The 13,616-nt window shown below is 72.9% G+C and carries 10 protein-coding genes; 4 read left to right on the top strand and 6 right to left on the bottom strand.

The window, feature by feature from the left end:
- The first annotated feature begins 105 nt into the window (after positions 1-105).
- Together ACWGJB_RS21800 and ACWGJB_RS21795 are read left to right on the top strand one after the other, a co-directional pair.
- Positions 106-897 carry a peptidoglycan-binding protein gene (locus ACWGJB_RS21800; protein WP_453381786.1) on the top strand — a complete coding sequence of 264 codons (792 nt, stop codon included), beginning with the start codon at positions 106-108 and terminating at the stop codon, positions 895-897.
- A 115-nt stretch (positions 898-1,012) separates the two neighbouring features.
- Complete coding sequence (locus ACWGJB_RS21795; RefSeq protein ID WP_453381785.1) at positions 1,013-1,174, top strand: hypothetical protein; 162 nt, start codon at positions 1,013-1,015, stop codon at positions 1,172-1,174.
- 17 nt (positions 1,175-1,191) lie between these two features.
- On the opposite strand, the gene ACWGJB_RS21790 is transcribed toward ACWGJB_RS21795, so the two are convergent.
- The 6 genes from ACWGJB_RS21790 to ACWGJB_RS21765 all read right to left on the bottom strand — a co-directional run bounded on the left by ACWGJB_RS21790 (position 1,192) and on the right by ACWGJB_RS21765 (position 10,422).
- A complete protein-coding gene (locus tag ACWGJB_RS21790) occupies positions 1,192-3,558 on the bottom strand; it encodes a SpoIIE family protein phosphatase (RefSeq protein WP_453381784.1) in 2,367 nt (788 codons plus the stop codon).
- A gap of 95 nt (positions 3,559-3,653) precedes the next feature.
- Positions 3,654-4,037 (bottom strand): hypothetical protein, encoded by a 384-nt coding sequence (locus ACWGJB_RS21785; RefSeq protein WP_365793863.1) that lies wholly within the window; start codon positions 4,035-4,037, stop codon positions 3,654-3,656.
- Between the two features lie 432 nt (positions 4,038-4,469).
- Positions 4,470-5,393 carry a MurR/RpiR family transcriptional regulator gene (locus tag ACWGJB_RS21780; protein ID WP_453381783.1) on the bottom strand — a complete coding sequence of 308 codons (924 nt, stop codon included), beginning with the start codon at positions 5,391-5,393 and terminating at the stop codon, positions 4,470-4,472.
- 134 nt (positions 5,394-5,527) lie between these two features.
- Complete coding sequence (locus tag ACWGJB_RS21775) at positions 5,528-7,216, bottom strand: phospholipid carrier-dependent glycosyltransferase (protein WP_453381782.1); 1,689 nt, start codon at positions 7,214-7,216, stop codon at positions 5,528-5,530.
- Between the two features lie 93 nt (positions 7,217-7,309).
- Positions 7,310-9,241 carry a phosphatase PAP2 family protein gene (locus ACWGJB_RS21770; RefSeq protein ID WP_453381781.1) on the bottom strand — a complete coding sequence of 644 codons (1,932 nt, stop codon included), beginning with the start codon at positions 9,239-9,241 and terminating at the stop codon, positions 7,310-7,312.
- Positions 9,242-9,516: 275 nt separating this feature from the next.
- Positions 9,517-10,422 carry a BadF/BadG/BcrA/BcrD ATPase family protein gene (locus ACWGJB_RS21765; RefSeq protein ID WP_453381780.1) on the bottom strand — a complete coding sequence of 302 codons (906 nt, stop codon included), beginning with the start codon at positions 10,420-10,422 and terminating at the stop codon, positions 9,517-9,519.
- Positions 10,423-10,747: 325 nt separating this feature from the next.
- Between ACWGJB_RS21765 and ACWGJB_RS21760 the strand changes: the two genes are divergently transcribed.
- Both ACWGJB_RS21760 and ACWGJB_RS21755 read left to right on the top strand, forming a co-directional pair.
- Entirely contained in the window at positions 10,748-11,893 is a 1,146-nt protein-coding gene (locus ACWGJB_RS21760; protein ID WP_453381779.1) for an ROK family transcriptional regulator, read from the top strand.
- Positions 11,894-12,168: 275 nt separating this feature from the next.
- Positions 12,169-13,497: an ABC transporter substrate-binding protein gene (locus tag ACWGJB_RS21755; protein ID WP_453381778.1), complete on the top strand. Its 1,329-nt coding sequence runs from the start codon at positions 12,169-12,171 to the stop codon at positions 13,495-13,497.
- Positions 13,498-13,616 lie beyond the last annotated feature (119 nt).

Raw genomic sequence — 13,616 nt, 5'->3', positions numbered from 1 at the left:
CTCCTCCGCCGGTCCGGTCCGGGCTGAACCGGTGGACCGGTCCCGCCGTATGTGTTCTCGGGGATCGCGGACACCCGCGCGAAAGGGACGTAGAAGGAGAGCAGTGTGTCGACACCGCCCGACCCTGAGCAACCGCACCGCGGGCCGATCCTGGAACCGGTCCGGGTCCTGCGCCCCCGCCGACTCGACGCTCTCGCGGAGCTGATGCGCGAGATCCGGGAGGAGGCGGAGGCCGACGAGAAGGCGAGAGAGACCGGGAACCAGACCGGCAAGCAGACCGGGAATGAGGCCGGCAAGCAGACCGGGAAAGAGGCCGGGAAACGGCCGGGGCCGGCGGGCTTCGAGGCCTTCGACGGGGAACGATGGCCCGATGCCGGCACGGAGGACGAGACCCAGGAGCTGCCGCCGGTGGTCGACGGCCCGCGCACCGCGCGGGTCGGCCATGGCGCCCGCTCCTCCCGCGCCTTCGGCTTCGGCCCGGGACTGCGCCGGGCCGCCGCCGTGGTGGCCGTCGGCGCGGCCGCCCTGGTCGGCTTCGGCTGCGCACTCCTGCTGCCCGGTCGCGAGGGCACCGCCGCGGCCGCCCAGCCCTCCCCGTCCGCCACCACGTCACCGGCCACCACCCCGCCCGCCTCGGACACCTCCGCCGACCCCGACGGCGCCGGCACCCTCCGCGCGGGCGACACCGGCCCCGAGGTCGTCGACCTGGAGCAGCGCCTGCTGCGCATCCCCGACGTCTACCGCGACGGCTCCACCGGCGGAACGTACGACGCCGCCCTCACCGCGGCCGTGGAACGCTTCCAGATCTGGTACGGCATCAGCGGCGACGAGCGGGGCGTCTACGGCGACGACACCCGCCGCGCCCTGGAGGCGCGCACCAGCCCGACGGACGGCTGACCGGCGCCGAACGACCGGTGGGCGATCCCGCCGGCCGGTCCGGCCGGCGGCTTCGAACGCCGGGCAACGGATCAGGAAAGCGCCGGGAACGTGCGAGGAGCGGGCGTCACCATGGGTGGCCACCGGTAGCCTCGTGCCGCCGCGCTCCGCCCGTACGACCCCGGAGGCCATGCCGATGAACGGCTCCCGCATCCCGGGCCTGCTGCTGCCCGCCGTGTTCCTGCTGGCCCTGGTGGTGGGCCTGTTCTGGTACTGGCGGCACCGCGACGACGACTGACCGCTGCGGCCGCTCCGCTACTCCTCGTCCGCCACCGGCACCCGGATGTCCAGCACGCACACGTCGTCCCGCCGTTCGCCCTCCAGCATCGCGGCGAGCAGCGCGTCCAGGGACCCGGGTTCGGGGGTGCGGACGGCCTCGGCCAGGCGGGTCAGGCCCAGGTCGATGTCCTCGCCGAGCCGCTCCACCAGGCCGTCGGTGTACAGCAGCAGCCGGTCGCCGGGCTCCAGCTGGAACTCGGCGGACTCGTAGACCGGGTCCGCCGAGGCCCCGAGCAGTATGCCGTCGGGGCGGTCGAGCCGCCGGACCTCGCCCGCGCGCACCAGCAGCGGCGGCAGATGACCCGCCTGGGCCCAGACGAGCCGGCGCTCGGCGGGCTGGTAATGGGCGAGGACGAGGGTCGCGGTGGACTGGCTGTCGCGCGAGTGCAGGAGCAGGAAGTTCAGCCGGGCGAGCGCACCGGTCAGCGAGGAGCCGGTGGTCACCATGCCCTTGGCGGTGAACCGGAGCTGGGCCATCGTCGCGACGGCGTCGACACCGTGGCCCGCCACGTCGCCGACGACGAACAGCGCTGAGTCGTCGGGAAGTTCGATGGCGCTGAACCAGTCGCCGCCGACGTGTACCCCCGCCTGCGCGGGCAGATAGGCGACCTCGACCCGCAGTCCGCACAGCCGCAGCGGCCCGCTGGGCAGCGGGAGCAGCGCATGCTGGAGCCGGATGGCCAGCGCGCGCTCGGCCTCCAGGATGCCGCGCTGCGTCAGGATCGCCCGCTCGCTGTCCACCAGGGCGAGTTCGGCGCTGCGTTGCGCGGTGAGGTCCTGGACGAATCCGTGCACCTCGACGACCATGCCGTCCGCGGCGGTCACCCCCTCGGCGACGGCGCGCAGATGCCGTACCGTGTTGCCGGTCCTGATGCGGAACGGGACGTCGAACGACCCGCCGTTGCGGGCGAGTTCGGCGACCGAGCGGGCCAGCGCGTGGGCGTCCTCGGGCAGCACCAGGTCCGGCAGCAGGTCCAGCGCGACCGCTCCGCGCCCCGGGTCGCGGCCCAGGATCGTGTATACCTGGGACGACCAGCTGACCTGACGGGTGATCAGGTTCCAGTTGGCCCAGCCGAGGTTGCCCAGCCGCTGCATGTCCGCCAGGCGCTGTTCCTGGCGCCCCTCCATGTCGTGCCGCAGCCAGGTCACCAGCAGCCCGTCGCCGAGCCGCGAGGCCCGTACCGAGTAGGCGGCCCGCACGGTCGCGCCCGCGACGACCTCCTCGTGGACGAAGGGCTCACCCTCGTACGGCTCTCCGTCGAGCGCCTTGAGATACCCCTGCCACAGCGACTCCCCGGCGACGGAGGGATAGCTCTCCAGGATGTGGGCGCCGACCAGCTCGCGGCCGGTGCGGCCGAGGATGTCGACGGCGTCCGGGGTGGCCGCCTCGATGCGGTAGTCCTCGACCTCCCCGACGACGGTGCGCAGCGGGGTCAGCAGGACCGTCGCTCCGGGCAGCGCGTCCAGCACCGTCTGCACCGTGCGGGAGAAGTCCGAGGCCGGCGGTTCGGCCGGGGTACCGAGAGAGGTGAGCCGGCCCGCGCACAGCCGGGCGACGGCCCGCAGCAGCTCGCGTTCCCCGGGACCGAAGACCGCGCCGTGCCGGCGCAGCACACCGAGGGTCACGCCGGTCGCGTCCCCGGTCGTGACCGGCAGCCAGGCCCGGGACAGCCAGCGCCCGGGCGGCTCGTCGATGAGCTGGTACTCCTGCCGGTCCCGGGCGAAGTCCTCCAGCCACAGGGGCTCACCGGTCTTGAGACTCTCCAGCGGGGCGAATCCGCTCAGCGGCGGTACCCGGCGCCACTGGGCGGCGAGCGCCGCGTCGGCACCGGCGTACCCGATGAGTTCGAGTCCCTGGCCGGGCAGCCGACGGTACAGCAGTACCGCGTCGGCGCCGGTCCCGGGCGCCAGATGGTCGAGCAGCGCGCCGGCCAGTTCCTGCGGGGAGCCGACCTGCACCAGGGCCTTGCCGAGGCGGCCGAGCGTCTCGGCGGTGCCGGGCGGGGCGGGCGACCTGCGGGGTTCCACCGGGGCGGGCAGTTCGGTGACGGGATCGGCGGCCGGGGGCGCGGCGGGCATCAGGGCGCCGAGGGTGAGCCAGCACTCCTCGAGCAGCGTGCGGCTTCCGGCCCGGGCCCGCCGCACGAGTGCCTCGTGCGCGGCGTCGGCGGAGCAGCCGGTGGTGGCCATCAGGGCGCCCGTGGCCCGCTCCACCACGGCGGAGGCGGCCGCCTGGTCCCGCAGCCGGTCCAGCTCGGCGCGCTGCCGGGACACCACCTTGGCCAGGGCCGCCGGCTCGGCGCCGGCCCCGGTGCCGACCGGCGGCGCGTGCTCGCTTGTCACGGATCGAGCATGGCACAGGAAGGGGCATCCGATCACACCCGTGCCCGATCAGTGAAGGAGCTGTGCATCCTCGAAGCGGACTCGAAGCGAAACGGTCAGCGGCCGGTACTGTGCCCGACGAGCGCCTCGGTGACCGCACGGACGCTGCGCGCGATGTGCTGGAGTTGCAGCACCTCCGCCGCGTACAGCTTGATGGTGTGCTCGATGACCGACTCCGGCAGTCCCAGCAGAGGCAGTTCGGCCCGTGCGGTCTGCAGTGCCGTGCGGGCCACCCGGATCTCGTGCTGGACCTGTATCTGCGCGTGCCGAGCGAGCAGCACGGGGTGCCGGATCAGGGCCGGGTAGCTGGCGTAGCGGGCCGGCACCAGCTCTCGCAGCCACTTGGTGGCGGAGCGCTCCCAGTCGTAACTGCCCGGCGTCTTGACCTGGCAGGGCCAGTCGGGACTGATACGGGTGGTCGTCGTCAGGGTCATGATCATCGCTTCCGGGGTGCGGCGTCGGAAAGGGTGGTCGACGGATGTCTGGGCGGCTCCGGCCTAGGGGATGGCCGGAGCCGCCGCGGGCGAATCGCGCAGGCGATGCCCGTTCGAACACCCCCGGCGCCGACGCGGGTAGGAGACGGCGGCTGGGGGCGTCCGTGCAGGGACCCCGGGCGTCGGCCGCCGGCACTGCGGGTGGTGCTGCGTGCGCATGGGCGGTCCGTCGGCTTTCTGGGGGCGGGTGCGAGCGGTGCGTCCTCGGTGCGGAACCTGCCCGGAGTGTGCCGGGGTGGTCCGTGAGCAGTATTTATATATGCCGACCGGTTTGCAAGACGTATGAAAACATTCATGCGTGAATTGCGGTGAATGGTCCCCCTACGGGTTCCTGCGGCGGAAAGGGGGGAGGGACTGCCGGTGCGCCGGGCCCCGGGGTCAGTCCTTGAGGAAGAACTGGTGCTGTTCGGCGACGTGCTCGTACTCCTCCAGGCGCGCCTGGGTGCGCTCGGGATCGGCATCGGTCATGGCCTGGAGCAGGGCGGCGGCCATCAGGCCGGGCGCCGCGTAGGTGTCGAAGACCAGGCGGGACCCGATCCCGGTGCTGAAGGTGACGTCGGCCTCGTCGGCCAGCGCGCCGAGCGCCAGGTCGGTCACGAGCGCGACCCGCAGACCCGCGGTCCGCGCCACCTGGATCGCGGTCAGCGTCTCCTGCGCGTGCCGCGGCATCCCGAACGCCAGCACCCAGGTGCCGCCCGCCTCCCGCGACTGCAGCAGCGCGTCGTAGGCCACGCTCCCGCCGCGGGTCACCAGCCGAACGTCGGGATGGATACGGCGGGCGGCGTAGGCGAAGTACTCCGCCAGCGAGACGGAGATGCGCAGCCCGAGCACGGTCAGCGGGGAGGACTGGGACAGCTCGCGGCCGATCCAGATCACCCGGTCCGGGTCGGCGAAGTCCCGGCGCAGGTTCTCCAGGTTCTCGATCTCGGCGTCCACGGCCGCCTGGAGTTCGTTGCTGCGCTGCTCGGTGGCGGCTCCGGTGCCGCCCGCCAGGGTGCGCAGCGCGATCGACTGGAGCCGCTCGCGCAGCGCCGGGTAACCGCTGAAGCCGACCGCGCCCGCGAACCGGGTCACCGACGGCTGGCTGACCCCGACCCGCTCGGCGAGGTCGGTGATCGACAGAAAGGCCGCCTCGGTGATGTGGTCGATCAGGTACTGGGCGATGCGCCGCTGGCCGGGGGAGAGCCGGGGACCGTCGAAGAGTTCGCGGAGCTGGGAGGTGGGCGCGGCCTCCGCCTCCGGCACCGTCTTGCCCGAGGTGATCGCGGATGCCTGGGCGCGAGCCTGCTGCGGCGATGGCACCGAAGCGCCTCCTTTGTCTCCCACGAGGACTCAACATAGCTCACGGACCGTGGTGACCAGGGGTTGTGCCGACCGTCTGACCGCCCCGGCGGCCGAACGCACAACGTGCGGGGCAGGCGCCGGGGTTCCGGCGGTCACCGCCGGTAGACGGTGATGGAATGCCCGACGTCGTCGACGGGACGGCTGCTGTCGATCAGCGCGGCCAGCCGGCCCCGTGCCTTGGCGACCGACGAGTCCGACACCACCAGCAGCCCGTGCACCTCGCCGGACGGCACCGTGCGGGGATCGGTGGCGTGGATGCCGTAGTAAGAGGGGATGCCGCTGCCCTTGTAGACCAGCCAGATCCGCTCGCCCGGGTAGCGCTCCCCCAGCCGGTCGGCGAGCCGGCCCAGGTCCTGGCCCCAGTCCACGTTGGAGTCGTGCAGCCGCAGATGCGTCTTCCCCGGACCGCCGAACGCTTCGTTGGAGTACGGCAGGTAGAACGGGAACGTCCGCAGCGAACTCACCGCCACGAACAGCAGCAGCGCCCCGCCCACCGGCCGCGACCACCGCCACCGCACCGCCAGCACCGCAGCGCCGCCCACCGCCAGGAACATCGGCATGAACAGCGCGTACCGCGTCCCGAAGTCCCGCGACCCGGTCATCGCCGAGACCAGCAGCACGGCCGGCGGCAGCAGCACGTACGGCGCGGCCGGCCGCAGCCGCCGTACCGCCACCACCGCGACCGCACCGGCCGCCCACAGCGCCAGCATGCCCAGCGGGGTCTTCACCAGCAGGGCGGCCGGCAGGTAGTACCAGCGGGAGCCGGTGTAGAGGTGCCCGAACAGATAGCCCTGCCAGGGATAGTCCTCCAGGCCGAACTGCAGGCGCATGCCGTCCCGGTAGGCGTGCGGAAGGGGCATCAGGTCGATCAGCAGGCCCCGCGGACCGTGGATCGCCGGGACCGGCACCGCGGACACGGAACGCAGCCGGGGATCGACGGCCAGATAGGACAGCCACACGACGGCGACCGCCGTCACCGTCACCACCGCCGCCGCCGTGACCGCGCGCCGCACCCGGCCGGGGCGTACGCCCCACACCGACAGCACCGCCAGGGCGGGCAGCAGCGGGAGCGCGGGCAGCGCGCTCATCTTCGTCGCCACCGCCGCGCCCAACGCGGCCCCGGCGAGGGGCAGATACAGCCCAGGGCGGCGCCGTGCCCGCCACAGCAGCCAGACGGACGTCAGCACGAACCCGGCCGACGGCACGTCCAGGGTGGCCAGCGAGCCGTGCGCGATCAGGTCGGGGGAGAAGCAGTACAGGGCGAGCGCGAGGAGCCCGGCGGCCGTGCCGAGGACCTCGCGGGCGAACGCGAAGACCACCAGGGCGAACAGCAGCGTCAGCGCGATCACCGGCAGCCGGGCCCACAGCATCAGCCGCCAGGGGTCGTTGCCCGAGGCGTACAGCAGATGTCGGCCCACCTGCCCCTGGTCGCCGTGGTACGCCGGGTCGTAGTGCGGGTCGGCGACCGCGATCCCGGCCATGACGATGAGCTTGCCGAGCGGCGGGTGCTCGGGGTTGTAGCGCAGCCGGTGCTCGTGGAGGTAGTCGGTGGCCGCGGCCACGTAGACCGGCTCGTCGATGGTGGGCGTCTGCTGGACTGCGGTGGTCACCATCGCGACCGCCATCTGGGTGAGCAGCAGCACCACGAGGACCGGCACCAGCCACCGGCGTCGGGCGCGCAGGGCGGCGGTCAGCCGGGGCGCGGGGGCCGGCCGTGGGGCGGGTGCGGGGTCACCGAGGGTGCCGGGATCGAGGACCGACTGCTGTTCGCTTGCCATCATCCGCCCCGCGGGGACACCGGGCCCGCGGTGACGGGAGCGAACAGGAGCAGGGTCATGGGCCCTACTCTCGCATCGCTCCCGTCACCGGGCGCGTCACCGCTTCACGAGTCGTACCGACAGACCGTCTGCCGTGTACACGGGTACGGCCCGCAGCTTGTCGGAGTTCAGCTCGATGTGGTCGAACTGTCCGCGCAGCCGCGGTGCGTCGAGCACCGGGAGGGTGCGGCCCGCGGTCGGCGGCTGCTCGGTGTCGAGCTCCAGGGACAGCGTGCTGCCCTTGCCGAGCACGGCCAGGTGCTTCACCCGGAGCGGCGCCTTGCGGCCCTTGCCGAGCGTCACCTCCAGGGTCCCCGCCTCCTGCGTGTACGTCCCCCGCACGAACAGTTCCGCGGCCACCCGCAGGGTGCCGGCCTCGATCCGGACGTCGCCGCGGCCCAGCGCCTCGTCCGAGGCGGCGACCAGGGTGCCCCCGGCCACCACGGTGCCGCCGCGGTAGCCGTTACCGCCGGTCAGCGTCAGCGTGCCGGTGCCCTTCTTGGTCAGGCCGCCGTGGCCGTCGATGTCATGGCGCCAGCTGTCGGCCGCCGAGAAGCCGCCGGCCGCCGCGTCCAGGGTGACCGTGACGTCCGTGTCGAAGGCGCCGTAGCCGTCCGCCGCGGCGAACAGGTCGAGGCGGCCCCACTGCTCGACGCCGTCCAGCAGCACGTACCCGGCGGGCAGGGCGGTGCTGCGCAGCACCTCGCGGCGCTGGTCGGCGGTGAGGTACGGCTGCCGGGTCTCCAGGAGCACCTCGGCGCCCTTGGGCACGGTGAGCGGCTGGTCGCCGCCCTGTCGCCGCAGGATGTACGTCAGCCGGGGGGTGGCCGCGCGCTCGTTGGCCTCCCGGTCGGCGTACGGGTCGGCGGCGGGGCCCGCCGAGTGGGCGTAGGCGTACAGGGTGTCGGCGGTGGTGCCGGTCCGCGCCTCGAAGTAGGCGAGGGCCTGGGCGCGGGCGGCCGCCTTGAGGCCGGCGTTGGCCGGGTCGGCGAGGGTGGCGGCGGCCAGGGCGGTGGCCATGATGCGGCCCCCGATCACGTCGACCGTGTTGTGCATGCCGGCGATGATGCGGGTGTCGCTGAGCTCCAGGGCGCGGGCGACCAGCTCCTGGAAGCGCTCCGGCACCGCGTAGGCGTAGGCGAGGGCCGCCAGGTGGAAGGCGTTGGTGTGGCCGGAGGGGAAGCCGCCGTCGTCGACCGGGGAGGTGCTGCGCTGGCGCAGCAGCTGCGGGGCGACGGCCACCTCGGAGTCGTAGACCGGGAAGCCGTAGGCGTCGGTCCTGCCGGTGTCGACGACCTCGCTGTCCTCGTTCATGCGCCACGGGCGCGGGTACTGGTAGGCGTACTTGGAGGGGTTGCCGGAGGCGTAGTTGCCGCGCACGGTGTCGACCAGCTCGGCGACCTTGCCGAGCGCCGAGTCGTGCGAGCCGGCACCGAGCGCGGAGCCCGCCGGGGCGTCGGCCGGGACGGCGTCGTTGATCGTGGTCGCGGGCGTCCCGTCGGGGGCGCCGGTGATCGAGGTGACCGCGAGCGAACCGGCCTTGTACAGGTCCGCCAGCGGGCCGAGACCGGCGATCATCGCGTAGCTCTGGTGCTGGCGGTCGTAGACGAACGCCTTCTTCGCCTCGGCGACGGAGCGATTGCGCGTGATCTTGGCGCAGTACCGCATGTTGTCGCGCAGGATGTCGGCGCGCAGCACGGCACCGGTGTTCCAGGCGGAACCGGTCTTCCATATCCGCGCGAAGCCGCCGAGGATGCGCACCACCGCGTTGGTGTCGGCGGTCAGGTTGGTGCTGATGTTCGTCTTGTAGTCGTCGACGAACGCGAGAGCGGTCGCGGCCTTGGCGTCCGCGGCGGCGAGCCAGCCGGCGAACGTCGGGGCAGCCAGCACACCCGCCGAGGCGCCGAGCGAGGTCTTCAGGAATCCCCGTCGGCCGACGGCGAGTCCACGGGCCGGTGAGGAGGTGTGGTGCCCGGCAGGTGACGGCATGGGTGTGCCTCTCTTGAGGTCTGGGGGAGTCCACGCGGACGGCCGATGCACAGGTGCGCGTGAGCGTGTGGGTTCGCGTGGGAAAGGTGTTGAACGAGCGAAGTTCTAGGGCGAGTTCATGTCCCGGCGGTCATGGTCCGACGACCGTCACATGACCCGGAGTTGAACGGCAGCCCGGTGGTTCACCGGAAGAACAGGCCTGGACCTGCGTGTTCGCAGTGTCGAACAGCCCGTGGTCCAGGCATGCGGGACCGGACCGGCTGCGGACGGGTTTCTCACAGGGTCGAACGTGCCAGCGCGACCGCGCCCTCGACCGGCGGGAGTCGCAATGGCTGTGGCCGCGCCCCGGGTACGGCCTCGGCGAGCGCGGCCGCGAAGGCGTCGTACAGGCGTGGCTGGGAGAGGATCGTGCCGCCCGCGACCACCACGTCGTCCACGGCGAGACCGCGCGCGGCGAGCCGGACCACGAGGCCGGCGAGGGCGCGGCCGCCGTCGGCTATCACGTCGGCGGCGAGCCGGGAGCCCGCGTCGGCCGCGGCGAAAAGCACCGGGGCGTGCCGGCCCCACTCGGCGGAGACGTCGGAGGCGCCCTCCAGCGCGGCGCCGAGTGCGGGTACTTCGGCCACCCCGAAGGCGGCGGCGAGTCCGGTCGCGAGGGCGTCGGGGGCCTCGCCGCGGTCATGGGCGGCCCAGACGGCGCGGGCGGCCTCCCGGACCAGTCCGGCGGCGCCGCCCTCGTCGCCGAGGACCGCGCCCCAGCCGCCGACCTGCACGGGGCTGCCGTCGGCATGCCGTCCGACGGCCACCGAACCGGTGCCGGCGACCAGGCCGACACCCTTGTCCAGGCCCGCGGCGGGGACGAGGAGTTCGGCGTCGCCCACGACGAGGACGGGTGTCTCGTGGAAGTCGCGCAGCGCGGCGCTGATCTGGGCGCACTGGCGGGGGGTCTCACAGGCGTGCCCGCCGACGGCCAGGGCGGCGGGGCGGGTACCGGCCGGCAGGGCCTCGTGGACCAGCGCGGTCAGCCAGCGGGCGGCGGCGGCCGGGTCGTGCGGCCGCCAGCCGCTGCTCGAACGGACGTGATCGGCGACCAGATCCGCGCCGGTGAATGCGCGGAGATGGGTCTTGGTGCCCCCCACGTCGATGCCGATCACGAGTGGGGAAGAAGGAGTGTCCTGCACGGATCCTCTTTCGTCGTCTGGGCGAACAGCGCCGAAGAGCTTGGCACTGTGCTGCGACGGCGGGCGAACCGTGCCTGGCCGAACAGGAGTTGAGCAAGTCGGGAAGCCCCGGGACGGGCTTCTTCACGGAGCACGGCAGGCGAGTACCGTGTACTTCGTTAGGAAGTTAACTAACGAAGTAGAGTGCGTCAAGAGTTGCCGCGGACTCGATCAACGGGACGCTGTCGAGGCCAGAACCGCGCGGCACAAGGGCACCGCATCGCCGCATCCCGCGACACCCGGGGGAGCGCGGCCCCTGACCCATGGGGGAACTGTGGAACACGTCGTGACTGAGGCCCCCGCCGAGGCCCCCCGGCTCACCGAGAGCGCCGGTGCGGTCTTCGCCGTGCTGGCCCAGGCCGGCAGCGCCACCCGGCCGCAGCTCGCGAGCCTCGCCGGCCTGTCCAAGCCGACGGTCTCCGCCGCCGTCGCGGAGCTGGAGGGGGCCCGGCTGGCCACCCACTCCGGCACCGCGTCCAGCGGCACCGGCCGCTCCGCCGCCGTCTACGGCCTCGGGCCGGCCTCCGGCTCGGTCCTCGCCGTCGACCTCGGCCCGGCCCGCACCCGGGTGCGCGGCTGCGCCCTGGACGGCACGCTGCTCGCCGAGGCGGACACGCCCCGCCCCCGCGCCGCCGACGCCGTCCGTGAGGCCCTGGCCGCGCTGCCCGCGGACGCCCCGCTGCGGGCCATCGTCGTCGCCATCGGTGACGTCACCGCCCCTGACCTGGCGGGCACCGGGATGCGCCCCGCGACCGCCAAGGCCGGGCCCGTCTTCGACGCGGTCTCGGTCGCCCTGCCGCCGGGGGTCCCGGTCCACCTGGAGAACAACGTCAACTGCGCCGCCCTCGCCGAACTCCACGAGGGCGCCGCCCGGGGCCGCCGCACCTTCGGCTACCTGCGGATCGGCGTCGGTATCGGTCTGGGCATCGTCATCGGCGGCCAGGTGCTGCGCGGTGCCAACGGCGCGGCCGGTGAGCTGGCCCGGCTGCCCTACCCGTGGGACGACGACCGGGAGCCCCGTCAGGAGGCCCTGGAGGCCTACGTCGGCTCGCAGGCCCTGCTGCGCCGGGCCGCCGAGGCCTGGCGGGCCGGTGACGGTCCGCGCCCCCGGACCGCCGAGGGACTCTTCGCGCTGGCCGCCGAGGGCCGGGAGCCCGCCCGCGGCCTGGTCGCCCGGCACGCCGTCGACGTGGGCCGGCTGGCCGCCGCCGTGGCCGCCGTGCTGGACCCGGGGCTGATCGTGCTCGGCGGCAGCACCGGCGCGGATCCCCAGCTCCTGCCCGGGGTGCGGGCCGAGCTGGGGCGGCTGAGCTGGCCCACCGAGGTGGTCAGCAGCCAGATCGGGGATCTCGGTACTGTCGTGGGTGCGGCCCGGCTCGCGGTGGCCAAGGGAGTCCAAAACGTGACCGAAGGCGCGCAGGTGAAGGATTGACGGCTTCCTTATCGGTCTGCCAATGTCCGGACAAGCGCTTTCTAAGTCGGCCGGGACGCCGGCTTGGGGTGAGCCTCCCAGCCCGTACACGACGTACGGCAACCGCATGAGGGCGTGCCCGTGCGGTGACGGCCAGGACGGCCGGGGATCTCGCCCCGCGTGGACGATGCGGCCGGGCGAGGCCGCGCCCCCGGAAAGCGACTTTTCCTTCAAAATGCACCCGTGCCGCCTCAGCCGGCGCCGTGCTCCGTCCGTACGACGAAATGGGATCGAAGATGACCACTGTGGGTGCGCGGCGCTCTCGCCGACTCGGCCGCGGCGGCATGCGCCGCCTGGTTCCTCTCGCTGCCGTGGCCACGGCAGGAGTCCTGCTGCTCTCCGCCTGCGGGTCGGGATCCGGCTCGGGCGGGACCTCCAAGTCGCTGACGTTCTGGATCTCCACGGTTCCGGGGCAGGACGCGGGCTGGAAGAAGCTGGTGGCGCAGTACAAGAAGGAAACCGGCGTCAACGTCAAGCTCGTCAACATTCCCTACGACGGCTACCCGACGAAGCTGCACAACGCCGCGCAGGCGAACTCGCTGCCCGACGTGGCGGACGTGCCCGCGCTGGACCCGATCTGGTCGAACAAGCTGATCGACCTCAGTTCCATCGCCAACGACAAGACGAACAACATCAACGCCAACTTCCTCGCCAAGGACTCGTCCGGGAAGGTGCTGTCCATCCCCTCGGACGTCACCGCGTCCGGCCTGTTCATCAACGAGACGCTGTTCAAGAAGGCCGGCGTCGCCGTCCCGACCTCGCCGTCGAAGACCTGGACCTGGACCGAGTTCATCGCGGCGGCGAACAAGGTCCGGGAGAAGACCGGCGCCAAGTACTCCCTCACGTTCGACCAGTCGCCGTCCCGGCTGCGCGCCATGGTGTACGAGATGGGCGGGCAGTACGTCCACGCGGACTCCTCCGGCAAGTTCTCGGTGGACGCCGCGACCAAGAAGGCCGTGAAGTACTTCGTCGGACTGAACGACGACAAGACCATGCCGAAGTCGGTGTGGACCAGCGGCGCCGACCCGTCGGCCATGTTCCAGAGCGGTGACGTGGTCGCCTACTGGTCCGGTGTCTGGCAGGTCGCCTCCTTCGCGGACAGCATCAAGAAGTTCGACTGGGCGAGCGTCCCGACTCCCGCCCAGCCGGTGCAGGCCAGTGACGTCAACAGCGGCGGCATGATGGTGGGCTTCAACAACAACGGCGCCGCGTCCACCGCCGCGCAGAAGTTCCTGTCCTGGGTGTACGAGCCGGAGCACTACACCGAGCTGGTCCAGGCCTCCGGGTTCCTCCCGGTCGAGAGCGGTCTGAGCCCGAAGTACCCCTTCAAGTCCGCGGCGGCGCAGGCGGCGTTCAAGCTGTACAACGAGGAGATCCCGTTGTACGCCCCGATCTCGGGCTACTTCAACGGCGCGCAGACGAACTGGGTGCTGAAGGGCAAGAGCCTCACCACCGACCCGACCAAGACGGAGCTCGGCAAGGCGATCAACGGCCAGCAGTCGGTCGACAAGGCCCTGCAGAACATCGTGGACGGCTACAACACGGCGGTCGGCAGCGGATCGTAGGCCAGAGGGCCGGGCGGCGGGGGGGGGGACCCCCCCCCCCCCGCCCGGGCGGGCCCGGCGGCCGGGGGCCCGGGGGGTGAGCCCCCGCCACACCAGCAACCCACCACGCGACCTGGACA

Source organism: Streptomyces sp. NPDC054813, from assembly GCF_053611365.1.
The sequence above is the reverse complement of the archived record's forward strand: the minus strand, read 5'-3'. Positions and strand labels throughout refer to the sequence as shown.